This window comes from Alphaproteobacteria bacterium (genome assembly GCA_017308135.1).
Lineage (GTDB): Bacteria > Pseudomonadota > Alphaproteobacteria > CACIAM-22H2 > CACIAM-22H2 > Tagaea.
Genome location: JAFKFM010000008.1, coordinates 614,847 through 637,842, shown reverse-complemented (window position 1 = coordinate 637,842; position 22,996 = coordinate 614,847). Strand labels below are relative to the sequence as shown.

Here is a 22,996-nt window from a genome sequence, read left to right as displayed (position 1 = left end):
CTTAGGCGAAGCGCTGATTGACGTCGGCGGGGGCGCCCAGCGAAGCCTGGGTGCCCTTGGCCGCTTCGATGATCTGGCGCGCGAAGGCGTCGCGATCGGCGGCGAGCTTCTTGGCTTCCTCGGCATCCGGCTGGTAGCCGTCGAGTGCTTCGGCTTGCAAAGCGCCTTGGCGCACGAGCAGCACTTCCATCGCGCGCAAACGATCCTTAGTGACGGCAAGTTCGGCCGCCAGCGTCATGATCATCGCCACGGCACGGTCGAGAGCCGGGTCTTCGAAGAAAGTCTGTTCGGGGACGCTATCGGCCGCCATGTGCTGCTCCGTTCGTATCTATCCGAATGAAAAAGGGCCGTGCGCGGGAAGCGCACGGCCCCATTTCCGGCCCGCTTAGGCCGCCTTGATCGTGTCCCAGGAACCCGCCCCGAACACTTCGTCGGCGAGCTTCTTGTTCAGCGGCTCCAACTCGGCGGCGAGGCCGTCGCCCGGCAGCGTGATGATGCTGTCCGCACCTTGCGAGTTGCGCCAGGTGGCGATGTCCGAATCCTTCAGCTTGACGCCGACTTCGTAGTACTCGGGGCCTTCCAGCTCGTCGAAGCTGGATTGCAGCGCCTGCTGCTGCGCGGGCGACAGGCGGTTCCAGGCGGCGACCGAGATCACTTCCTTGTCGAGCGCCAGACCGAAATCGTTCGTCACGACGTATTTGCAAACTTCGAAGAACTTGCCGGCCACGCCGGGGTTCAGCGCGGTCAGCACGCCGTCGACGATGCCCTGCTGAAGGGCAAGGTAGATTTCGTTGAACGGGATCGGGGTGGGGATGGCGCCGAAGAACTTCAGGCCTTCGATGCAGCCTTCGATCTGCGCCGCGCGGATCTTGCGGCCGCGCAGTTCCGACAGCGACTTGATCGGCTGCTTGAGCATCAGGTTGTAGCCGCCCAAGCGGCCCGCACCCAGCAGACGCGCGCGGTAGCGCGTTTGCAGAACGGCCGACGCCTTGGCGCCGATCGGGCCCTTCATCACGCGGCCGGCATGCGCGCCGTCGCGGAAGAAATAGGGGCTGTACATGATGTCGAATTCGCGCGTGCCCGTGTAGGCGCCGTTGTAGACGTCGAGGCTGCCCAGCGCCATCGAGTCGATGAGCTTCTGCTCGCCGCCCAGCGAGCCCGCGAAGATTTCGAACGACACGGCGCCGTTCGTTTTACGCGAGACCGCCTCGGAAACCTTGGCGTTGAAGGTGTTCGACAGCGTGTTGGGCGCCCCGGCGTTGCCGTAGCGCAGCACGATCTTCTGCTGGGCCGCCGACATGCCCGGCAGCAGCGAAGCGCCGCCCAGTGCCGCGGTGCCGGCGACGAAACCACGGCGTGAAATCTTGGTGTTCATTGTGTTGCCTCCTGTTTTCTAGGTCTTGGGGGTGAATCAACGCATCCAAAGATCGACCAGCGCGAGCGAGAACCACGGCACATAGGTGAGCACCAGGAGCACCGCCACGAGGACGAGGAAGTAGGGCCACGCGGCCCAGAAGAGTTCCCAGACGCCGACCTTGCCGATCCGCGCCATGACGAACAGCGTGAGCCCGACCGGCGGCGTCACCATGCCGAGGACGAGGTTCAGCACCATCACGACGCCGAAATGGATCGGATCGACGCCCATCCCGGTCAACATCGGGAACAGAATGGGGGCGAGGATCAGCATCAGCGGCAGCGGTTCCATGATCGTGCCGAGGACCAGCAGCGCGATGTTGATGAGCAGCAGAAGGACGTAGGGATTGTCGGATATCGCGCGCATCGCGGTCGTCAGCGTTTCGCCGAGCCCCGCGAGCACGGCGAGCGAACCGAAGATTTGGCTGGTCGCGACCGTCATCATCACGACGGCGGTGGTCAGCGCCGAGGCGACGGCGGCTTCCATGAATGCCTTGGGGCTAAGGCTGCGATAGACGACGACGGCCAGCACCAGCGTGTAGAGCGCGACAAGGGCGGCCGATTCCGTCGGCGTGGCGATCCCGAAGATCTTGCTCAGAACGATCATCACGGGCGCGCCCAAAGGCAGAATGCCGCCCAGGATCGCCCGGCGCTTGGCGTCGCCGGTCACGCGTTCTTCGACCGGCAGATTCAAGCGGCGCGACATATAGGCGCTGGTCGCCAGCATCGCGAAATACATCACGAAGCCCGGCAAAATGCCCGCGATGAACAATTGCCCGACCGAGATATTGACGATCGACCCCAGCAGGATGAACAGTATCGACGGCGGAATGATCGGGCCCATCGACGCGGCGGCGGCGATGACGCCCGCGGCGTAGGCGGACGAATAGCCGCGGCGCTTCATCTCGGGCACCAGCACCGAGCCGACGGCGGCGGCGTCCGCGACGGCCGATCCGGAAATACCGGCCATGAACAGGTTCGCCGTGATGCCGGTATTCGCGAGACCGCCGGGCTTATGCCCGACGAGGCTGGACGAGAAATTGATCAGGCGCTGCGTGACGCCCGACTTGGTCATCAATTCGCCCGCGAAGATGAACATCGGAATGGCGAGCAGCGCGAAGCTGTCCACGCCGGCCGTCAATTCCTGGACGAACAGCACCGGATTGATCGGCCGGTCGCCGAACTGGGTGATCAGAATGTAGAAAAGCGACGCGACGCCGATGGAGAAGGCGATGTCCATCCCGAGGATGATCAGGACGAACAGCACCAAAATCATGGAAAGAAGAAGCATCGATTACATGCCCGAATGCAAGGAACTATCGTCGTCGGTGTGCTCGCCCAAAACCGCGAGCCACATGCGCACGATTTCGTTGCCGATCATCAGCACGGCGCCGATCGGCAGGGCGATATACGTCCAGCCGTCGGACAAGCCGGTCGCCAGAACGCGGCGATACATCGACAATTCGATAATCGGAATGGAGTACCAGACGATGACGACGAGCATCGCGACGGTGAGTACGCGCATCGCGAGTTCGATCGCGACCTGCACGGGGCGCGGCAGCGATTCGACGAAGCTCGTCATGCGGATGTTGTAGCCGAGCATATAGGCGAGACCGCCGCCGACGAAGCTGAGCCAGACGAACAGCAGCTTGGGGATGTCCTCGCCCCACATCGGCGGATTGTTGAAGAAGTAACGCATCATCACCGAGTAGAGGACGAGAATGGTGAAGGCGGCCAAAACGGCACCGCACGCCCATTCGAAAACCGTCCGCGCCGTTTTCAGGCGGTCGGTAAGCGATTTCGCACCAGCCATTCGTCCCCCAAGTCGAAGCCCCGCAAATAGGAGGATCGGTTCTCTTGCCGAGCCCACTTGATATAATGATATATTAAAAAGCCATTTGAGCAAGGGGAGACAGATGGGGCTGCCGGTCAATTCTTCGCTGACTGTCGATGTTGCGATTGTAGGCGCGGGCACGGCGGGAATGCCTTGCGCGATCGAAGCGGTCCGGGCCGGCGCCAAGGTCGTCGTGATCGAACAGGCCGAACGCATCGGCGGCGCCTTGCATGTTTCGGCGGCACAGATGAGCGGTGCGGGTGCGAAGCGCCAGAAATCGCGTGGAATCGCCGATGATTGGCGCACGCATCTTGATGATGTTTTGCGCATCAGCCGGGGCACGTGCCAGGCGGATCTGGTCGAATTGGCGACGCAGCTTGGCGGCAGCACGATCGATTGGCTGGAAGCGGCCGGGTTCGAATTCGATCCGGTGACGCCCGCGATCCTGCATTTCCACGAAGCGTACCGCACCGCGCGCACGTTCTGGGGTGTGGCCGGCGGCCGGTCTGTGCTGAAAGTCGTCAAGCCGCTGTTCGACTCGGCGATGGCCCAACCCAACGCGACGCTGCTGCTGAACAGCGAAGTCGTGGCGCTGCGCCAAGCGAAAGACGGTGCGGTCACCGGCATCGTCGTGCGCGGCAAGGATGGCGCGGAACAAACCATCGCGGCCAAACATGTCGTGCTGGCGACCGGCGGCTATGGCGGCAACGCCGAACGCTTCGCGCGCTGGACCGGCGGGCGCAAACTTCATACGGCGGCGTTGCCGACCGCGACGGGGGCGGGGATCGAACTCGGCCTCGCTGTCGGTGGCGTTCTGCGCGGCGGCGAACATTATCTGCCGACCTTCGCGGGCATCCCCGCGCAGTCGGGCGGGCATCAAATCCTGTGGGATCAATTGCCGTCGCTGACACCCCAGGTGCGCGCACCCTGGGAAGTTTTCGTGTCCAGCGAAGGCAAGCGCTTCGTACGCGAAGACATTGACAGCGTGGATGCGCGCGAGCGCGCGCTGAACACATTGCCCGACGCGTTGTTCTGGGCGGTGTTCGACGAGCGCATCTGGCGCGAGGCCCCGCCGCTGTTGCCGGGCTGGAAGCCGGACGAACTCGCCGCCGCGTGGACGTCGCACGAGAATTTCGTGATCGCGCCAACGCTCGATGCGATCGCCACGCGTATCGGCTGCGATGCCGCCACGCTGAATGCGACTATTGCCGCCTATAACGACGCGCTGCGTTCGGGCAAACCCGATCCGCTGGGCCGCGAATCGCGCCCGCTGCCGATCGCGCAGGCGCCGTTCCGCGCCATTCGCATGCACGGCATGGTGCTGAAAACGCCGTCGGGCCTGACGGTCGATCGCGCGTTGCGCGTTGTGCGCGCGGACGGTTCGCCGATCCCCGGCCTCTATGCGATCGGCGAGGCCTTGGGCGGCGCCACGTTGTCGGGCAACGCCTTCGTCGGCGGGATGAGCGTCACGCCCGCTCTGGGTTTCGGCCGCTGGTTGGGCGCCAAGCTCGCCGGCCGCGATTTGTTGGAGGCCGCATGAATCCGGTGAAACTCAAGCGCCGCTTCGCCGATGTCGGCGCGCTGCAAGTCCATTATCGCGAAGGCGGTGCGGGCGACGCCACGCCGCTGGTAATGATCCACGCATCGCCCGGCGCCTCGCGCCAAGTCGCCTCGTTGGCGGCGTTGCTCGCGAATGGACGTCGTGTGGTGGCGCCGGACACGGCCGGCAACGGCGATTCCGATGCGTTGCCCGATCCGACCCCCGCGATCCCCGATCTCGCCGCCCATGCGCGCGCGGCGATCGACAAAATCGTCGACGGGAAGATCGATCTCTACGGCAGCCATACCGGTGCGTCGATCGCGATGGAAATCGCGCTGGCGGCCCCCGACAAGGTGCGCCGTTTGGTGATCGACGGCATGGGGCTTTACGCGGCCGACGAGCAATCGGATGTGCTGCGCAACTACGCGCGCGAGATCGCCCCCGACCTCGAAGGCACGCATCTTTTGAAGGTCTGGCATTTCTGCCGCGACCAATATCTGTTCTGGCCGTACTACAACCGCACCGCCGAGGGGCGTTTGCCCAACGGCTTGCCCGACGCCGAGGAGTTCCACGATTTCGTCGTCGAAGTTTTGAAGGCGATGCGCACCTATCATCGTTCGTATCGCGCGGCGTTCCGCCATCCCAAGCGCGACAGCTTGGTGAAGCTGAACCTGCCGGTGCTGGTGCTGACCTCGCCGTCGGACATGCTGGACAGCTACGCGGCCGAAGTCGCGGCGCTGATCCCCGGCGCCACGCGCGCGTCGACCCCGCGCTGGGGGGCGTCCGATTTCCATGCGGCCACGGCCGCGACCATCGCCGAATTTTTGGATCGCCAATGACCGGACAAGCCAAACCGCGCCTGATCGCCGATTGCCCGGTGATGATCTTCATCGCCTACACGGTGGGCGCGGAGGCCGTCGCCAAGGGCTATCACCCCTGGCTGGTCGAAACCGACAATCCGTTCTTCAACGCCATTCCCGGCGTGCATCATTACGCGAACTGGATCGTCGACGGCGTGTCGAAGGGCGGGCCGCTCTCGTGGACCTATTACGATTTCCAGGGCCTCGCCGACGAAAGCGATCTGGAGCGCGTTTGGTTCAATCCCGATCTCGACGGGTTCCGCAAGGAATGGATCCGCCTGTGGGGCTATGGCCCCGGCGAACGGCCGCCGGTGCTGCGCCACGCTTATCTCTGCCGGCGCGTGTCGCGCAGTAACGCCGCGCCGCGTGACAAATTGCGTTTGTCGGCGGGGCAAGGCAAGCCGCCATCGGGCGGCGATCTGACCTTCGCGGTGACCGACGTGCTCGCCAAGCATTTCGCGGGCGTGGGCTCCGCCAAGTGGAATTGGCCGATCGCGGAGGGCAATCCGCTGGGTCTCGAATGGCTGCGCGTCGATTACACGCCCGACGCCCCTGAGGTGCCGGAAGCCGAGCTGGTTTTGTCGGCGGGGTTGATCGCTGCGCCATGACCCGTCTGCCGCTTCAACTTGGCTTCACCCATATCGTTCCAGACCGTCTGGCGAACGATCAGGCCGGCTTTCAAGTCGAAGCGGTCGATATAGCGAATGCCCGAAAATTCATCGCCGTCCAGCCAGCGTCCCGACAGCGTGCCGCTGACATGGACGATGGCCGTGCCGTTCGACTCGGCCGCGTCGATTCGCTCGAATTTTTTGCGCACGCCGGTGTAGCGGCCGCGCGCCCAGGCGAACAGCGCGTCGAAATCCGCGAATTCCACGCCGCCGGGAAATTGCATCGTAAATTCCGGCGCTATGAGCGTTTTGACGGCGGCGAGATCGCCGTTTTCGAGCGACCGCAAAAAACGTATGGCCGTGGCCGCTGGCCCGCTCTCAACCATTTGTGTCATAAGGACGCTCTCCCCAACGCTTCGATAGAGTTTTCGTCGCACGCCGTTCCGAAGGATCGCAGCCCGCCATGACCCGTAAAGGCGCCGCCTTGCGCAAATCCGTTCCGACGATGGCCGACAATGGCGGCATCGACGCGCGCCTGAAGGCGCCGCTCTATCACCAGATATTCCTGGTGTTGCGCGACGGCATTCTGGACGGGCGCTATCGCTACGGCGACGTGCTGCCCTCCGAACATGAATTGGCCGGGCGTTACGGCGTGTCGCGCATCACCGCCAAACACGCGATGACGGAGCTTGCGAATGCCGGCCTCGTCACGCGCGCGCGCGGGCGCGGCACCACGGTGCAATATCGCGCCCCGGCGGCGCCGTTGCGCGCGCCCGTCGGCAGCTGGCTGCAAACGATGGAAGCGATGGGCCGCAGCACCGAAGTGGCGGTGCTGGATTTCGCCTATGGCCCCGCGACGGTCACGGAAAGCGAAGCGCTGGAACTGCCCGAAAGCGCCGAAGTGCAGCGTTCGCTGCGCGTGCGCAGCATCGGCAAGCAGCCGATCTCGATGCTCATCACCGTGCTGCCCGCCGATGTCGGGCAGGGCTTCGACGCGAAGGATCTCGCCCAGCATCCGATGCTGGAATTGATCCGGCGCAACGGCACGGTCATCGGCCAGGCGCGTCAGGTGATTACGGCAACGCTGGCCGACCAGCGCGCGGCGTCGTGTCTGGCGACCGATATCGGCGCGCCCTTGTTGAAGCTGCAACGCGTCGTGCGCGACAAGGAAGATCGTCCGATCGAATTCCTGACCGCGTTCTATCGGCCCGATCGCTACCAGATGGAAATGGTGCTGTCGCCCGACCAGACCGTCAAATCGATCGATGTTGGTGTGTCGGGCCGCCACCACAGCCACGGTTAGCCGAGGCTTTCCATTGCCGCCGCGATGGTGGTGACGCCCACCACGCTGCGTAACGATTCGATCGACGCGCGATGCACGGCCGGATCGAAGGCGGCGCAGCCATCCTCCAGCACGGTCACCGACATGTCGCGCACATGCGCGTCGCGCACGGTCGAGGCCACACCGCCATTGGTCACGATGCCCGCGACCAGCATCGACTTGATGCCCGCCTTGGCGAGCGCGAATTCCAGCCGGCTTTGATAGAAGGCGGAGTAGGCGACTTTATCCACCTGGATATCGCTGGGCGCCAATTCGTCGAGCAACGCATGGCCCCAGGCGCCGGGCGCGAAATCGCCTTTGCCCAGGAACGGGCGCAGCTTCTTCAAATGCGCGCCGATGAAAGGTTCGCCGTTGCGGCCGGGTACAAGCGTAAAATGCGTCGAGACGATCCACGCACCGCGCTTGCGCATCGCCTGAACCAGCGGAACCAGCCGTGCGGGCAACGCCGCGATATCCGCCGACTTCGCCCCGCCACGTGCATAGGCGCCGTTGGGATGGATGAAGTCGTTCTGCAGATCGACCAGCAGCAGCGCGTCCGCCATATCAACCTCGCTCGATGACTAGATTGCCGAACGCGTCGACCTGGGCGGCGAAGCCCGGCTCGACCAGGATCGTCGTATCGGGCTGTTCCAAGATCGCAGGTCCGGCGATCTTGGCGCCGACCGGCAATTCCATGCGCGGATAGATCGCCGTCTTGTGCCAGGCCCCTTCCATCCACACGTCGCGATGGCGCGGCGTGGGCATGGTCGTCGATGTCGGCGCCATGGTGCGCAGATCGAATTTCGGGCGATGGCCGATGGCGGCGACGCGCAGGTTCAACACCTTCGCGGCGACGCCCTTCAGCGTGCGGCCGAACGCGGCTTCGTAAGCGCGCTCGAACGCCGCCATGACGCCCTTGGTCGTGAATTCGTTCGCTTCCAGCGGCACGGACAGCGTGTGCGTCTGCCCGAGATAATGCATGTCCAGCGACAGGCGTACGCTGCGCGACGCGAAGCCGACACCGGCCGCATCCAGCAGCTTGCCGCCTTCTTCGGCCGCATCCTTCGCCTGCTGGGCGAGGGACGCCATGTCGATCTGGTCGAGCACGCGGTTCACCGTACGCACGAAATCGTGGCGCATATCGGCGATGACGCAGCCCAGCGCCGACGTGACGCCGGGGAAGCGCGGCACGAGCGCGCGGCCCAAGCCCACTTCGCGCATCAGGGCGCTGACATGCAGCGAGCCGCCGCCGCCGAAAGGCATGATCGCGAAATCGCGCGGATCGAAGCCGCGTTCGATGGAGACGAGACGGATCGCCCCCGCCATGCGGGCATTGGCCACACGGATGATCGCTTCCGCAGCCGCCATCGTGTCGAGGCCCAGCGGCTTGCCGACATGGGTTTCGATCGCGGCTTTGGCCGCGGCGACGTCGAGCTTGTTCTTGCCGCCGCCGATCGGGCGTTCGGCGTCGATGCGGCCCATCACGACATTGGCATCGGTGACGGTCGGGCGCGTATTGCCCTTGCCGTAACAGACGGGGCCGGGGTCGGAGCCCGCACTTTCGGGGCCGATTTGCAGCAAGCCGCCGCGATCCAAACCCGCGATCGACCCGCCGCCGGCACCGATGGTCACGATCTCGATCATCGGCGTGCGCACGACCATGCCGAAATCGATCGAGGTCTGCGCCGCCAAAGCCGCTTCGCCGTTGGCGATCAGCGACACGTCGAACGAGGTGCCGCCCATATCGCAGGTGATGACGTTGGGGAACCCGGCGGCGACCGCGACCGCTTGGCACGCGATCACGCCCGCGGCCGGGCCCGACAGCGCCGTGCGCACGGGGCGGCGGCGCGCGGACTCGACGCTCATGACGCCGCCGTTGGATTGCACGATCAGGATCTGCGCGTCGGAGCCGCCTTCCTTCAGGCGATTTTCCAAACGCTGGAGATACGAGCCGACCGGCGGCTGAAGATAGGCGTTGAGCGCTGTCGTCGACGCGCGCTCGAATTCGCGGATCTCCGGCAGCAACTCGGTCGAGATCGAGACATGCGGGTTCGGCCAGACTGCGCGCAAGGCTTCGGCCGCCGCGCGTTCGTTGGCGTCGTTGGCGAAGGCGTTGACGAAGATCAGCGCCACCGCTTCGCAGCCCTTTTCGATCAGCGTTTTCGCGGCCGCGCGCACCTGATCGAGATCGACGGCCGTGTGGATCGTGCCGTCGGCCAGCGTGCGCTCGGCGACTTCCAAGCGCAGATCGCGCGGGACGACGGGCTCGAACGTGCCCCACAGCCCCCAGGTCGTCGGCCGGTCGCGGCGGCGCATTTCCAGCACGTCGCGGAAGCCGCGCGTGGTGATGACGCCGGTCTTCGCCCCTTTGCGCTCCAGCAGCGCGTTGGTGCCGACGGTCGTGCCGTGGACGACGGTCGCGACGGTGGCGAGATCGGGAACCTTGGCGCGGATACCGGCCATGAAGCCGACCGATTGGTCGCCGCGCGTCGAGGGAACCTTGGAGATTTCGACTTTGCCGGTGGACTCGTCGAGAACGAAAACGTCGGTGAACGTGCCGCCCACATCGACGCCGATGACATGCTTGCGATTCATTTCGTCACGTAACCCAGTGTGCGGTCGCGTTCGATGGCTTCCTTCGGGCGCTCGGCGGGATTGCCGTAGCCGCCGCCGCCCGGCGTTTCCAGGCGCAGGCGTTCGCCGCGCTTGAGCTTGAGGCCGACCATTTTGGAAATCTGCGGCGGTTCGCGCTCGACGCCGTTTTCGGCGTAGAGGAAGCGGTTGCGCGCGGCCGCTTGGCCGCCCGCGACGCCGGGGGGTGCGAATTTGCCGCGCTCGCCGAACAGGAACACGTCGGCGTTTTCTTCGAGCAGTTCGATTTCGTAGATCGCCCCCAGACCGCCGCGATGTTTGCCGGGGCCGCCTGAATCGGGGCGCAACGCCCATTGGGTGAACATGACGGGGTAGGCGGCTTCGAGGATTTCGACCGGCGGAATCGTCGCGGTGGAGATCGGCGCGTTGCCGTGATTGAGGCCGTCGCCCTGCGGATGGCCGCCATGGCCGCCGCCGAAGAAGCTGAACATCACCCAGCGCTGGCCGTTCTTGCGCCAGCCCGCCAGCGACAGCGCGTTGATCGTGCCGTAGGCGCAACCATTCGTGCGTTCGGGGGCGGCTTGCGCGATCGCCTGGAACACGACGTCGATCAAACGCAGGATCGTTTCGGTGTAACCGCCGACCGGCTTGGGCGCCTTGACCGACAGCAGCGAGTCTTCGGGAATTTTGAACTCGATCGGGTCGAGCACGCCCGCATTCGCCGGCACGTCCTGGAAGACGTGCTTCAGCGCCACGTAGCAGGCGGCGACGGCGGTCGAATAGGCGATGTTCACCGGACCCGCGCAAGCCTTCGCCGTGCGCGAGAAATCCAGCGTCATCTTGTCGCCGGCGATGGTGATGTCGAGACCGATCTTCAGCGGCTCGTCGACGATGCCGTCGTTGTCGAGCCAATCCTCCGCGCTGTAACGCCCGTCGGGCAGGTCGGCGATATTGGCGCGCATCATCTTGGCCGCGCGCGCACGCAACTCGCCCAACGCGGCTTGGACGGACGCGGCACCGTATTCGGCGAGCAGCGCGTCCATGCGTTTGATACCGAGATCGAGCGCGCCGACCTGGCCGTTCATGTCGCCATACAGGCTGGTCGGCAGGCGCGAATTGCTGCGCAGGATCGACACGATATCGCCGCGCAGATTCCCGGCGGCGTAAAGCTTCACCGGCGGAATCAGCATGCCTTCCTGGAAGCATTCGGTCGCGACGGGGTTGTAGTTGCCCGGCACGTTGCCGCCCACGTCGTGCCAATGGCCGACCGAGGCGAGCCAGCAGAACACTTTGCCGTCGCGCATATAGGGGCGCACCAGCTTGAAGTCCGAAAGATGCGTGCCGCCGTCATACGGGTCGTTGAAGATATAGACGTCGCCGTCGGCGAGGTCGCCGTCTTGCGCCGCCTTGTCGATCACGGCCTTCACCGCGAAGGACATCGCGCCGACGAAAACCGGCAGGCCCGACTTGCCCTGGATCAGCGTTTCGCCGGTCGTCGCATGATAAAGTCCGTGCGACGCGTCGTGCGCTTCGGCGATGATCGGGTTGAAGGCGCTGCGGAACAGCGTCGCGTCCATTTCGTCCGCGATCTGCTCCAGGCGGCCTTTGAGTACGGCCAGCGTGATCGGATCCAGGCTCATTCGTACTTCTTTCCCAAGGCGAGCAATTCGGGCGTGCCGACAAGGCCGTTCAATTCCTTGAAGTCGAGCATGCGGTCGCGGAACGGCTCGTTGGAGCCGTTGGCCTTCAACGACGCCATATAGGCGCGCGTCATGTGCGCGGCCGCGCGCACCAAACCGCCGGGGAAGATCGCGACGCGATAACCCATGGCGGCGAGCGTCTTGGCGTCGGCGATCGGCGTGCGTCCGCCTTCGACCATGTTGGCGAGCAGCGGCCCGAGATGGCCGAGCTTGGCGGGCAGGTCGCGTTGTTGCGCGACGTCTTGCGGCGCTTCGACGAACAACACGTCAGCCCCCGCTTCGGCGTAGCGCTCCATACGCTCGACCGCCGCATCGTAGCCTTCGACGGCGATCGCGTCGGTGCGCGCGACGATCAGCGTATCGGCGCTGACGCGCGCGTCGACCGCCGCGCGGATCTTGCCAACCATTTCCTGGGCCGGCACGACCTTCTTGTCGGCAAGGTGGCCGCAGCGCTTCGGGAAGCTTTGATCTTCGATCTGGATCGCGGCCGCACCCGCGCGCTCGAAGGCGCGCACGGTGCGCTGTACGTTCAGCACATTGCCGAAGCCCGTATCCGCATCGACGATCACCGGCGTCTCGACGCGGTCGCAGATCGCGGCAAGGCACGCTTCGACTTCCGTCGCGGTAACGAGGCCGACATCCGGCCGCCCGAAGCGCGTGTAGGCGATGCTCGCCCCGGAAAGATAAACCGCGTCGAAGCCCGCTTCGGTCGCGATCAGCGCGCCCAGCGCGTCCGATACGCCCGGGGCGACGACCAGGCCGTTGCCGATTTTCGTCTTCAAACTCATAGGTGTGACGCTTTCAGCCGTTGTTCCAAATGCGCCAGCAACCCGCCCGCGCGCACCATGGCGATCAGGTGCGCGGGGAGGGGCTCGCAGGCGAAACTTTCGTTGGTCGTGGGATCGATCGCGCGCGCATTCTCGGGCTCGACAGTCAAAGCTTGGCCTTGTCGGATCGATTTCGCTTGCGGGCAGACCAGCGCCATCAAGCCGAGATTTAGGGCGTTGCGATAGAAGATGCCGGCGAAAGACACGGCGAGTACGGCGCTGACGCCGAGCATGACCAACGCCTGTGCCGCTTGTTCGCGCGACGAGCCGATGCCGAAATTCCGCCCGCCGACGACCACGTCGCCGGGACGCACGTTCTTTGCGAAATCGGGATCGGCAGCTTCCAAGCAATGCTTGATCAGCTCGTCCATGCCGCCGCGCATGTAAAGCCCGGGGGCGAGCATATCGGTGTCGATATCGTCGCCGAACAGCCAGACGCGCCCGGTCATGACGCCACCTCGCGCGGATCGACGATCATGCCCGCGATCGCGGCGGCCGCGACGGTGTAGGGCGAGCCCAAATAAACCTTGGAGCTCGACGCACCCATGCGGCCTTTGAAATTGCGCGCGGTCGACGCGATGCAGACTTCGTCCTCCGCCAACACGCCCGCACCATAGCCGGCACACGCCCCGCAGCCCGACGGCATCAGGATGGCGCCGGCTTCGGCCAGCGCCGCGAGCGTGCCGTCGGCGGCGGCTTCGGCTGTCGTGCGCGCGGTCGCGGGTGCCACCAGCAAGCGCACATTCGGCGCCACGCGTTTGCCGCGCAGCACGGCGGCGGCCATGCGAAGATCGTTGATCTTCGCGCCCGTGCAGGCGCCGATATAGGCTTGATGAATGGCCACACCGCGCTGCTCGGCGGCAGGGCCGGAATTCGCCGGGCTGTGCGGGGCGGCGACTTGCGGGGCCAGGTCGCTCGCGTCGAAATTCTCGACGCGTAGATATTCGGCCCCCGCATCGCCTTGCCAGCGTGCGGTGTCGATGTTGGTCACGCCGCGCTCGGCGAGGAAATACTCGGTCACGGTGTCGGGCGCGATCAGGCCGACTTGCGCGCCCAGCTCCGCCGCCATGTTGCACAAGGTCATACGCTCGAACATCGGCAATCCGGAAATCGCGTCGCCGGCGTATTGCACGACCTGATACTCAGCGCCGCCCATACCCAGGCGCTTGCACAGCGCCAGCATCATGTCTTTGGCCGAGACCATCGGCCCGAGCTTGCCGTGCCAATTCAGCAGAATGGTGGCGGGGGTTTTCAGCCAGATTTCGCCGGTGACGACGGCGCCGCACATTTCGGTCGCCCCGACGCCGAACATGAAACAGCCGAACGCGCCGCCGGTGGGCGAGTGGCTGTCGCCGCCGACGACGAACAAGCCGGGGCGCAGATGGCCGTTCTCCGGCAGCACGACATGGCAAATGCCCTGCATGTCGTGGAAGCGCTCGATCTTGTGATCGCGCACGAATTCGCGGGTGAGTTTCAGGATCGAGGCGCTTTCGGCGTCAACCGCGGGCACGTAATGGTCGCTGACGACGACGACTTTATCGGGATCCCATATCTTGGCGCCGAGGCGCTTGAGCATCGGCTGCAAGCGACGCGGGCCGCCGGAATCGTGCATCATCGCGAGGTCAATGGCACAGGTTACGACTTCGCCCACATCGACATGCGCCCGCCCGGCGGCGCGCGCGACGATTTTCTGGGCAAGAGTTTGCGGCCTGTTCATGCCTGTTCGCGGGACCTTTGTTTCTTGTGTCCGGGCCGGCGAATCGGGCGGGGGGCTCGTCCCGCCGTCGGACTAGCTATAAAGATATAGCTTTATATCTTTTTGTCTAGCCGCCGCTTTCGCCAAGGCAAGCGTCCCCGCCGGCCGGAAAAATCGGCCGTTCCCACCGCGTCCAATGTCGCGACGCCGGGTCTTTGCCGGGCGCGATTAACGCTTGATGTACCAGCCCCAAGGATCGGCGCTGGCATAGCGGGTGATCTGCTTCACCTCGAGATAGGCGTCGAGACCCCATTTGCCGAGTTCGCGCCCGATGCCGGAGCGCTTGAATCCGCCCCAGGGCGCTTCGGTGAAAGTGGGCTGCGAGCAGTTGATCCACACGATGCCCGCGCGCAGTTTTGCCGCGACGCGTTCGGCGCGCGCCGCATCGGCCGACATCACGGCGCCGGCGAGGCCGAAGACGCTGTCATTGGCGAGGCGCAACGCCTCCGCCTCGTCCTTGAAGGGGCGGACGCATAGGACGGGGCCGAAAATCTCCTCGCGCCACGCGGCACTGTCGAGCGGGACTTCGGTCAGGATCGTCGGTTCGACGAAGTAGCCGGCGTCGCGCCCGGTCGGGCGCTTGCCGCCGCAGCGAATAGTGGCGCCATCGGCGCGCGCGCGTTCGATATAACCGAGCACGCGGTCGAGCTGCTTTTGTGATACGAGCGGCCCGAGCAGCACGCCTTGTTCCGTCCCCGCACCGATCTTGATCTTGCGCGTCTCGGCGATCAACCGGTCGAGCAGCTTGTCGTAGATCGCGTCATGGATCAGCACGCGCGAGGTCGCCGAGCAGACCTGGCCCTGATTCCAGAACACGCCGAACAGAATCCATTCGACGGCGTCGTCGATCGTCGCGTCGTCGAATACGATGAAGGGCGACTTGCCGCCGAGTTCCAAGCTGACGCGTTTGATGTCGCGCGCGGCGGCGGCCATCACCTTGCTGCCGGTGATCTCGGAGCCGGTGAAAGCGAGCTTGTCGATGCCCGGATGGTCGGCGAGGGGCTGGCCCGCTTGCGGGCCGAGGCCCGTAACGACGTTCAACACGCCCGGCGGCAAGCCCGCATCCTGCGCGATGGCCGCGAGTTCCAGCGCCGTCAGCGAGGTAAGCTCCGACGGTTTGAGCACGACCGTACAACCGGCGGCGAGGGCGGGCGCCACTTTCCACGCCGCCATCAGCAGCGGATAGTTCCACGGCACGATCGCGCCGCATACGCCGACGGGCTCTTTCACCGCCTTGGACGTAAAGCGCGCATCGGGCAGCGCGATCGTCTCGATCGAATTCGCGTCGAGCGCGTCGGCGAGGCCCGCGTAATAGTCGAAGCACCCGGCGGCATCGCCGATATCCCATTCGGCTTCGGGCAGCGGCTTGCCGTTGTCGCGCGTTTCGAGCGCGGCGAGTTCCGATTGTCGTGCCTTGATCGCGGCCGCGATCTTGCGCAGCACGCTGGCGCGTTCCTTGCCCGACAGGGTCGGCCACGGGCCTGTATCGAAGGCGGCGCGCGCGGCTTTCACGGCCGCATCGATATCCGGTGCCGTTGCAGCGGCAATGCGATGGAAGGTTTCACCCGTCGCGGGGTCGATCGCGGGGATCGTGCCGCCCGCGACGGGCTTCACCCATTTTCCATCGATATGGAGAAGGTCGCGCATCCGTCGCCGGTCAGGCCTTGGCCTTGCCTATATGGGCGTAGGCGACCATCTCGACGATGCAGCCGGGAACGAGAAGTTCTGAGATCACGACAGTCGCGCGATTGGGATAGGGCGCCTTGAAATACTGGGCGTAAACTTCGTTCATGCCCTTCGCGTCGGCGCGCTTGGTCAGATAGACCAAGACTTGCGTCACGTCGTCCATCGTGCCGCCGGCCGCTTCGACGCAGAGCTTCAGATTGTCGAGCGTGTATTTGGTCTGCGAGCGGATATCGCCGGTGTCCATCGTGCCATCGGGCAGCGTGCCGATGACGGCGGTGTAGAACACGCCGTTCGACATCGTCGCCCATTCCAGGGGCGCGTCGATCGGCGGCAATGGCGTTTGGACGGCGGTGCGCATCGTGGCGTTTCCTTTCTTCGTGCTACTCGCAAGGCGGGAAGGGGCGCCGCCGGGGGGTGCGCGGCGCCCCCGCCGGTCAGGGTGCTGCCTTCGCCTTCTTCAACTCGTCGAGATAGGCGTCGACATTCGGCACGCCCTGGGTGATCGACGGCCACGCCTTCATCGCCGCCTCGCGGAAGCTGGCGGGATTGGGCGTCGAGATCTTGATGCCGGCGGCGCGCATTTCCTCGAGGCCGGCGGCCATCACGCGCGTCTGCTCGGTCGTCGCGGCGGCGGCGCCGTCGCGGCCGACTTCCAGCACGATCTTGCGGATGTCCTCGGGGAAGGAATCGTACTTCGCCTTCGACATCACGAAGATCGACGGTAGTTGATGGATGCCGGGTTGCGAATAATGCGTGATTGCCTTCAGGAACTGGCCGGAGATCACGAGATCGGGGCTGAGATCGGTTGCGTCGACGACGCGCGTCTGCAGCGCCATGAACAATTCGCCGAACGGGATCGGCGTGGGCTGGCTGCCAAGCGAGTTGAAGGTCGAGATGTAGCCGGGCGACTGCATCACGCGCACCTTCAAGCCGCGAAGGTCGTTGGCGGTCTCCACGGCGCGCGTCGCAGGAATGCCGCGCGTGAACACGCCCGCCCAGCCCAGGCCGACCATGTTGTATTTGGGCAGAAGGTCGAGGAATTTCTGCCCGAAGCTGCCGCGCAGCACCTTGATCGCCTCGGCCTCGCTGTCGAACAGATAGGGCAGCGACAGGATCTTGAACTCGGGGATCGTGGCTTCCAGCGACGGCTGGCCGATGATGAAGCCGTCGACCGTGCCGGTCGTGCCGCCTTGGACCAAGCGCAGCTCGCCGCCCAGGCCGCCCGCCGGGAAGATATTGACCTTGACGCGATTATTGGTGCGCTTGGCCATCTCGTCGGCGAAGTACTTCATGCCGACTTGGTACGAGCTTGTATCGGCAAGCACGTGGCCGATATTCATTTGATAGGTCTGCGCCGCGGCGTCGGGGCCGGGCAGCAGGGCGACGAGGCCGGCGAAAGCGGCCGCGGCGAAACGTTTCATCATGACGGAGACTCCTTCCTGTTCGTGGTTCGATTGGTTTGCGAGATTGCGGCCTAACGGACGAGGCCGAGCGTGACCGCGGGCACGTAGGTGATGATCGCCAGATCGATCAGCAGCACCGCGAGGAACCCGAGCAATGGGCGGATCATCTCCTCGATCTTCAGGCCCGAGATCGAGGAGACGACGAAGAGATTGACGCCGACCGGCGGCGTCACCATCCCGATGGCGAGATTGACGATGACGATGGCGCCGAAATGGATCGGATCGATGCCCAGCCCCATCGCCATCGGCACCAGAATGGGCGTCACGACGACAATGGCGGCCAACGTCTCGATGAACATGCCCATAACGAGCAGCAGTAGATTGACGATCAGCAGGAACACGACGGGGCTGTCGGTCAGCGCGCGGATGCCGGCGGCGAGCGTTTGCGGCACTTGGTAGATCGCCAGCGCGTAGGCGAGGACCGCCGCGAAGGCGACGATGAGCAGAACGACGGCCGCGCTCAATCCGCTGACGAAGAAGATCTCCGGCAAGTCCTTCCAGCGGATCTCGCGATAGACAAACAGGCCCAGCACCAGCGCGTAGCCGACCGCGACGACCGCCGCCTCGGTCGGCGTGAACACGCCGCCATAAATGCCGCCCAGCACGATCACCGGCATCAACAACGACAACGCCGCGCGTTTGGTCGCGTGCACGACGCCTAATGCCCAAGCGCCCATGCCCGGCCGCTCGACCACGCCGTAGTCGCGCAGGGTGGAGATGACCGTGACGAACAGGATCAACGAGAAGCCGATCAGCAGGCCAGGGAACACGCCCGACAGGAACAGATCGGCGATCGATACATTGGCGACGACCGCGTAGACGATCATCGGCACGGAGGGCGGGATGATCGCGCCGAGTTCCGCCGACGCCGCGATCGTCGCGGCGCCGAACGGGCGCGGATAGCGCGTCTTGGCCATCGCGGGGATCAATGTCGTGCCGACCGCCGCGGCAGTGGCCGAGGACGAGCCCGACATCGTGGCGAACAGCATCGCGGTGACGATCGACGCGTTGGCAAGGCCGCCGCGCATCCAGCCGGTGAGGGCGACGGCGAGATCGACGAGGCGCCGCGCGATGCCGCCCGCCTGCATCAGGCGACCGGCCAGGATGAAGAACGGGATCGCCATCAGCGTGAACGAGTCGAGCGATTCGAACACGATCTGCGGCACGATGACGAGCGAGATGCCGCGATCGGCGATCGCCGCGAGCGGGGCGGCGCCAAGCGCGACGGCGATGGGAACGCCCAGCGCGAACAAGCCGAACAGAATGACAATGGCGGCGATCATGGCGTTTGATCCGGCGCGATGTCGTCGCCGGCCGGGCGGCCGATCCAGCCCCGGCTTTCCGCGAGGCATGCCAGCGTGTTGATTATCATCGCCGCGGCACCCACGGGCATGGCCGCGTAGACATAGGCTTTGGGGAATTGCAGCACGGGACTCATCTCGATGAAGCCGGTGCGAAACGCCGCAATACCGACCTGGACGAGCAGGGCGTAGAACGTCACGCAAACCAGCGCGCAGGCCGCCATCGCGGCGGCTTGGGCGCGCGCGGGCAAGCGATCGACGACGATGGTCAGCGAAATCAGTTGCGCGCGCCGGCAGGCGTAAGCCGCCCCTAGGAAGATGAGCCAGACCATCATGTAGCGGCTCAGCTCTTCCGTCCAAGGCACCGAGAAATTGGCGCCCAGCGTGTCGAGAGCGAGCCGTACGATCACCTGGATGATCGCGCAGACGCTCATCCCCGCCAGCAGAACGGCGATCGCCGCGCGCATCGTCGCGTTCATACCGTCCACGAGACGGGCGAAGGCGGCGCCAAACGGCGGAATGAGATTCGGCTGAGGCATACGGCTCGCTGTTCGGGAGGGCTCGACATTCGTTCACGTGTCGATCATCATTGATGATGAACAGAGTACGATAGTGTGTCAACGCCCTTTTGTGCGATGCGGCGGGAATACGCCGGGTGCCGCCGTCATTGCGCGTCGAGGCGGCGTTGATTTATCAATCTCGGGTTTCGCGGCGGCGAGGAGTCGCCGGCGCGTTGCGATATGTGGTCGAAGGAACAACGGTCAAATGCGGCGAGCGAAACGGGAGCGATCCGGGGTTTTGGGTGCCGAACGGGATCGGGGATCCGCGATCGATGTCGTGGCGCTCGAACTGCTGCGCCGTAACGACGGTCCGGTCGGCAACAACAAACTCGTCGGCGCGTTGCGGAAAGCTGGGATTGCGGTCGCGGAGGCCACGGCGGGCCGCGTGTTGCGCGAATTGGTGACGCGCGGACTTGCGCGTACTTTGGGCAAGCGCGGGCGCGTGTTGACGCCGGCGGGCGAAGCGAAGCTCGCGGAATTGCGCAGCGAGATGAGCCGCCGGCAGCGTTCCGCGCGGCTTGTGGATGTCGCATCGATCAGCAGCGCCGAATCGTTGCGCGACATGCTGCTCGTGCGCCGCGCGGTCGAGCCGGAGGCGGCGCGCCTGGCGGCGTTGCGCGCGTCGGAAGACGATATCCGCCAGCTTGAAAGTTTCGCGCGCGCGCATTGCGCGGCCCCGACCGAAGACGGACGCCGCGTCGAGCCGGCGGTGTGTTTCCACTGTCAGCTCGTCCGGTCGTCGCATCATAAGCTGATGATCGAGATCGGTTTGCTGGCGATCGAGCAGAACGATACGCCGCTGCTCGACAAGATCGCGCATAACCCGGCCGTCGCCCGGCGCAGCAAGCGCGAGACGGAGCGCGAGGCGCGAGCCCTCGCACAGGATCACGAGGCGATCGCCGAGGCGATCCGCAAGCGCGATCCCGTCGTGGCGGAGCGCCGAATGCGCGCGCATATCGATCGGCTGCTGGCCGACACGGTCGCCTATATCGATCGGATCAACGAAGAACCCTGATCGGGGCAGCGCGTTGGGAAGGCAATGCGCGTCGGCGGATCATCGATCGGCCGCCATTGGCGTGCCCTGGGCGGTGGACGCGGTTTCGCAGCGTCTGCCCAGTTCGCATGCGGCGAGTGCATAAAGTTGATACATAATCATGTTTATGTCTATATGGCATCTGCATAAATACATTAATGTGCTTGTTTAAAATATTGTTATTAATGTATATTTACTAGTATTTTTGGATTGGCACATAACTTGATTATCAGGAAAGTATCTTTCCTGCAGGGGTGATCCGTCGCGATCGTCCGCCAATCCGCCGAGGTCCATTTGGACGCCACGCTTCCCCTCAACGACGTCACCATTTCCGCATCGGCTCGACTGGGCGAGGCGCTGTCGGTCGCGGGCATCGTGCATGTTTATGGCGGGGCACCGGCTGTCGACGACGTGTCGTTCGATGTGCCGGCCGGCGGTGTCGCCGCGATCCTGGGGCCCAGCGGTTGCGGCAAATCGACGATGCTGCGGATCATCTCCGGCCTCGTCACGCCGACGGCGGGCGTCGTCCGCCTCGGCACGCGCGATGTGACACGGATGCCGGCGCGCGAGCGGCGCGTGGGCATGGTGTTCCAGAACTACGCGCTGTTCCCGCATATGACGGTGCGCGAGAACGTCGGCTACGGTTTGTCCGGCCTGAAGGGGGCGGAGAAGCGCGCCGAAGTCGACAAGCTGCTCGCTCTCGTGCGGCTCGAGAAGTTCGCGGATCGTTTGCCGCGCCAAATGTCGGGCGGCCAGCAGCAGCGCGTGGCGGTGGCCCGCGCGCTGGCGCCCCGTCCGACTTTGCTGTTGCTCGACGAGCCGTTCGCCGCCCTCGATCGCGCCTTGCGCGCCGATATGCAATTCGAGTTTCTGCGCCTGCAACGCGAACTCGGCATCACGACGATCCTGGTCACGCACGACCAGGAGGAAGCGCAAGCCGTCGCCGATCGCCTGATCGTGATGAACGCGGGCAAGGTCGAACAGGCGGGCAGCCCATCGGAACTTTACGATCGGCCGAAAACGCTGTTCGTCAACACCTTCGTCGGCCAGGCGTCGGTGATCAAAGCGAGCGTCGCGGCCGAAAGCGAGACCGAATCGACGCTACGCCTGTCGACCGGCGACGCGATCCATTTGCCGCGCCGCAGCGGCTTCATGCGCGGCACGAACGTCGTCATCGCCGTGCGGCCGGAGCATGTCGTGCTGCACGAGAAGCCCGCGCCCGGCGCCATTCCGGCGCGCCGCATGATGGCCGTGCCGCAGGGCCCGCTGCGCCTGCACGACTTGCTGCTTGCCGACGGCACGCCGCTGAAAGCGGCGGAGCGCCGGGCGCCCGGCGCCTCCGACGCGCCGCCGGGCGGCACCGTTCACGTCACTTTCGAGCTCGATCACTGCCGTCTCTATCCGTCGTCATAACCCGAAACCGTCCGAACAGGAGAAGGATCATCATGCTCAATCGCAAACTCTCCCGCCGTTCCGTCATGGCGGGGCTCGGCGGCCTCGTGGCCGCGCCGATGCTGGGCGTCTCGCGCGCCCGCGCGGCGGGCTCGATCGTTGCTGCCGCCTTCCCAGGTTCGTGGGAGGACAGTTACCGTACAATTGTCGGGCCAGTCGTGAAGTCGGCAGGCACCGAGTTGGTGCTCGCCCCGGCCTTGGCGCAAGACCAACTTGCCCGGTTGCGCGCGAGTCAGAGTCAGAGCAGGCCCGCATATGATGCGATGATGGTCTCGCCGGGCCAGACGACCGACGCCATCGCGCACGGTTTGATCGAGAAGATCGACCCGAGCAAGCTCAAGAACTGGAGCAAGCTGCTGCCGGCCGCGCAGACCGAGTGGGGCCCGAACGTGACGGTCGAGATCACGGGTATCGCCTACAACCCGAAACTGGTGCCCAAGCCCAAGACCTATCGCGAGCTGTTCGACAATCCCGTCTATCACGGCAAGGTCGGGTGGAGCGGCTTCGGGTCGAACACCGCGACTATTGCATGGGTCGAGATCGCTAAAGCCTTCGGCGGCAGCGAGGACAATCTCTCGCCCGCCTTCAAGATCCTTGCCGAGCATCTCAACAAGGGTGCCGTCATTACGAGCAACAATCAGCAGCAGATGGCGCTCTACCAGCAAAACGAAATTGCGGTTTTCATCTCCACCGTCGGCAATGTCGCGAATCTAAGGGGCCGTGGCGTCGAGTGCGATTTCGCACATCCGACGACGGGCTCACCCGCCTTGCCGGTTGCGCTCCACTTGGTCAAAGGCTCCCCCAATCCTGACGGGGTCTATCAATATATGGACGCGGCGATCTCGGCGGACGTGCAGCGCCAATTGTCGATGCCGCCGAACGAGGTTTTGCCGACGAACACCGACGTGCCGCTGACCGACAGCTTGAAGTCGTTCATCAGCGACGCCGACATCAAGAATCTGATCTATCCCAACTGGGCGAAGATCAATCCCAACCGCGCGGCGTGGTCGGCCGAGTTCGACCGCGTGGTGAAGAAGTAACCGGGCGAAG

At 64.9% G+C, this 22,996-nt stretch carries 23 protein-coding genes; 7 read left to right on the top strand and 16 right to left on the bottom strand.

The features are described from left to right. Position 1 precedes the first annotated feature (1 nt). The 4 genes from J0H39_11325 to J0H39_11310 all read right to left on the bottom strand — a co-directional run bounded on the left by J0H39_11325 (position 2) and on the right by J0H39_11310 (position 3,226). Positions 2-310, bottom strand: a complete 309-nt coding sequence (locus J0H39_11325) for a hypothetical protein (protein ID MBN9497334.1) — start codon at positions 308-310, stop codon at positions 2-4. A 75-nt stretch (positions 311-385) separates the two neighbouring features. Beyond that, positions 386-1,375, bottom strand: coding sequence for a TRAP transporter substrate-binding protein (locus J0H39_11320; GenBank protein ID MBN9497333.1), 990 nt, complete (start codon positions 1,373-1,375; stop codon positions 386-388). Positions 1,376-1,411: 36 nt separating this feature from the next. Further along, the gene (locus tag J0H39_11315) at positions 1,412-2,704 is read right to left on the bottom strand and encodes a TRAP transporter large permease (protein ID MBN9497332.1); all 1,293 of its coding nucleotides are present in this window, start codon (positions 2,702-2,704) and stop codon (positions 1,412-1,414) included. 3 nt (positions 2,705-2,707) lie between these two features. Beyond that, positions 2,708-3,226 carry a TRAP transporter small permease gene (locus J0H39_11310; GenBank protein MBN9497331.1) on the bottom strand — a complete coding sequence of 173 codons (519 nt, stop codon included), beginning with the start codon at positions 3,224-3,226 and terminating at the stop codon, positions 2,708-2,710. A gap of 169 nt (positions 3,227-3,395) precedes the next feature. Here J0H39_11310 and J0H39_11305 point away from each other — a divergent pair, with 169 nt between their 5' ends. The 3 genes from J0H39_11305 to J0H39_11295 are packed head-to-tail and all read left to right on the top strand — an operon-like array spanning position 3,396 to position 6,255. Further along, entirely contained in the window at positions 3,396-4,787 is a 1,392-nt protein-coding gene (locus tag J0H39_11305; GenBank protein MBN9497330.1) for an FAD-binding protein, read from the top strand. Further along, the gene (locus J0H39_11300) at positions 4,784-5,626 is read left to right on the top strand and encodes an alpha/beta hydrolase (GenBank protein MBN9497329.1); all 843 of its coding nucleotides are present in this window, start codon (positions 4,784-4,786) and stop codon (positions 5,624-5,626) included. The genes J0H39_11305 and J0H39_11300 overlap by 4 nt, the downstream gene beginning before the upstream one ends. Continuing rightward, positions 5,623-6,255 carry a hypothetical protein gene (locus J0H39_11295; GenBank protein ID MBN9497328.1) on the top strand — a complete coding sequence of 211 codons (633 nt, stop codon included), beginning with the start codon at positions 5,623-5,625 and terminating at the stop codon, positions 6,253-6,255. Before J0H39_11300 ends, J0H39_11295 begins: the two co-directional genes overlap by 4 nt. On the opposite strand, the gene J0H39_11290 is transcribed toward J0H39_11295, so the two are convergent. Further along, positions 6,183-6,692, bottom strand: coding sequence for a nuclear transport factor 2 family protein (locus J0H39_11290; GenBank protein MBN9497327.1), 510 nt, complete (start codon positions 6,690-6,692; stop codon positions 6,183-6,185). The two genes, J0H39_11295 and J0H39_11290, sit on opposite strands and share 73 nt — an antisense overlap. A gap of 26 nt (positions 6,693-6,718) precedes the next feature. Between J0H39_11290 and J0H39_11285 the strand changes: the two genes are divergently transcribed. Further along, on the top strand, positions 6,719-7,558 hold the full coding sequence (locus J0H39_11285) for a GntR family transcriptional regulator (GenBank protein ID MBN9497326.1): 840 nt from the start codon (positions 6,719-6,721) through the stop codon (positions 7,556-7,558). On the opposite strand, the gene J0H39_11280 is transcribed toward J0H39_11285, so the two are convergent. The 11 genes from J0H39_11280 to J0H39_11230 all read right to left on the bottom strand — a co-directional run bounded on the left by J0H39_11280 (position 7,555) and on the right by J0H39_11230 (position 19,440). After that, the gene (locus tag J0H39_11280) at positions 7,555-8,139 is read right to left on the bottom strand and encodes a cysteine hydrolase (GenBank protein MBN9497325.1); all 585 of its coding nucleotides are present in this window, start codon (positions 8,137-8,139) and stop codon (positions 7,555-7,557) included. The two genes, J0H39_11285 and J0H39_11280, sit on opposite strands and share 4 nt — an antisense overlap. Before the next feature lies 1 nt (position 8,140). Further along, positions 8,141-10,171 carry a hydantoinase/oxoprolinase family protein gene (locus J0H39_11275; protein MBN9497324.1) on the bottom strand — a complete coding sequence of 677 codons (2,031 nt, stop codon included), beginning with the start codon at positions 10,169-10,171 and terminating at the stop codon, positions 8,141-8,143. Then, a complete protein-coding gene (locus J0H39_11270) occupies positions 10,168-11,808 on the bottom strand; it encodes a hydantoinase B/oxoprolinase family protein (protein ID MBN9497323.1) in 1,641 nt (546 codons plus the stop codon). The genes J0H39_11275 and J0H39_11270 overlap by 4 nt, the downstream gene beginning before the upstream one ends. After that, entirely contained in the window at positions 11,805-12,656 is an 852-nt protein-coding gene (locus tag J0H39_11265; protein MBN9497322.1) for an isocitrate lyase/PEP mutase family protein, read from the bottom strand. The genes J0H39_11270 and J0H39_11265 overlap by 4 nt, the downstream gene beginning before the upstream one ends. Beyond that, positions 12,653-13,144, bottom strand: a complete 492-nt coding sequence (locus J0H39_11260) for a 3-isopropylmalate dehydratase (protein ID MBN9497321.1) — start codon at positions 13,142-13,144, stop codon at positions 12,653-12,655. The genes J0H39_11265 and J0H39_11260 overlap by 4 nt, the downstream gene beginning before the upstream one ends. Further along, positions 13,141-14,412: a 3-isopropylmalate dehydratase large subunit gene (locus J0H39_11255; protein ID MBN9497320.1), complete on the bottom strand. Its 1,272-nt coding sequence runs from the start codon at positions 14,410-14,412 to the stop codon at positions 13,141-13,143. The genes J0H39_11260 and J0H39_11255 overlap by 4 nt, the downstream gene beginning before the upstream one ends. Positions 14,413-14,619: 207 nt before the next feature. Then, on the bottom strand, positions 14,620-16,098 hold the full coding sequence (locus J0H39_11250; protein ID MBN9497319.1) for an aldehyde dehydrogenase family protein: 1,479 nt from the start codon (positions 16,096-16,098) through the stop codon (positions 14,620-14,622). 10 nt (positions 16,099-16,108) lie between these two features. Next, positions 16,109-16,495, bottom strand: coding sequence for a RidA family protein (locus J0H39_11245; protein MBN9497318.1), 387 nt, complete (start codon positions 16,493-16,495; stop codon positions 16,109-16,111). 76 nt (positions 16,496-16,571) lie between these two features. Beyond that, on the bottom strand, positions 16,572-17,561 hold the full coding sequence (locus J0H39_11240) for a TRAP transporter substrate-binding protein (GenBank protein ID MBN9497317.1): 990 nt from the start codon (positions 17,559-17,561) through the stop codon (positions 16,572-16,574). Positions 17,562-17,611: 50 nt separating this feature from the next. Further along, on the bottom strand, positions 17,612-18,883 hold the full coding sequence (locus J0H39_11235) for a TRAP transporter large permease (GenBank protein MBN9497316.1): 1,272 nt from the start codon (positions 18,881-18,883) through the stop codon (positions 17,612-17,614). Next, positions 18,880-19,440: a TRAP transporter small permease gene (locus J0H39_11230; protein ID MBN9497315.1), complete on the bottom strand. Its 561-nt coding sequence runs from the start codon at positions 19,438-19,440 to the stop codon at positions 18,880-18,882. Before J0H39_11230 ends, J0H39_11235 begins: the two co-directional genes overlap by 4 nt. A gap of 298 nt (positions 19,441-19,738) precedes the next feature. Here J0H39_11230 and J0H39_11225 point away from each other — a divergent pair, with 298 nt between their 5' ends. The 3 genes from J0H39_11225 to J0H39_11215 all read left to right on the top strand — a co-directional run bounded on the left by J0H39_11225 (position 19,739) and on the right by J0H39_11215 (position 22,986). Next, entirely contained in the window at positions 19,739-20,476 is a 738-nt protein-coding gene (locus J0H39_11225; protein ID MBN9497314.1) for a FadR family transcriptional regulator, read from the top strand. 312 nt (positions 20,477-20,788) lie between these two features. Next, positions 20,789-21,907 (top strand): ABC transporter ATP-binding protein, encoded by a 1,119-nt coding sequence (locus tag J0H39_11220; protein MBN9497313.1) that lies wholly within the window; start codon positions 20,789-20,791, stop codon positions 21,905-21,907. Between the two features lie 32 nt (positions 21,908-21,939). Beyond that, positions 21,940-22,986 (top strand): extracellular solute-binding protein, encoded by a 1,047-nt coding sequence (locus J0H39_11215; GenBank protein MBN9497312.1) that lies wholly within the window; start codon positions 21,940-21,942, stop codon positions 22,984-22,986. Positions 22,987-22,996 lie beyond the last annotated feature (10 nt).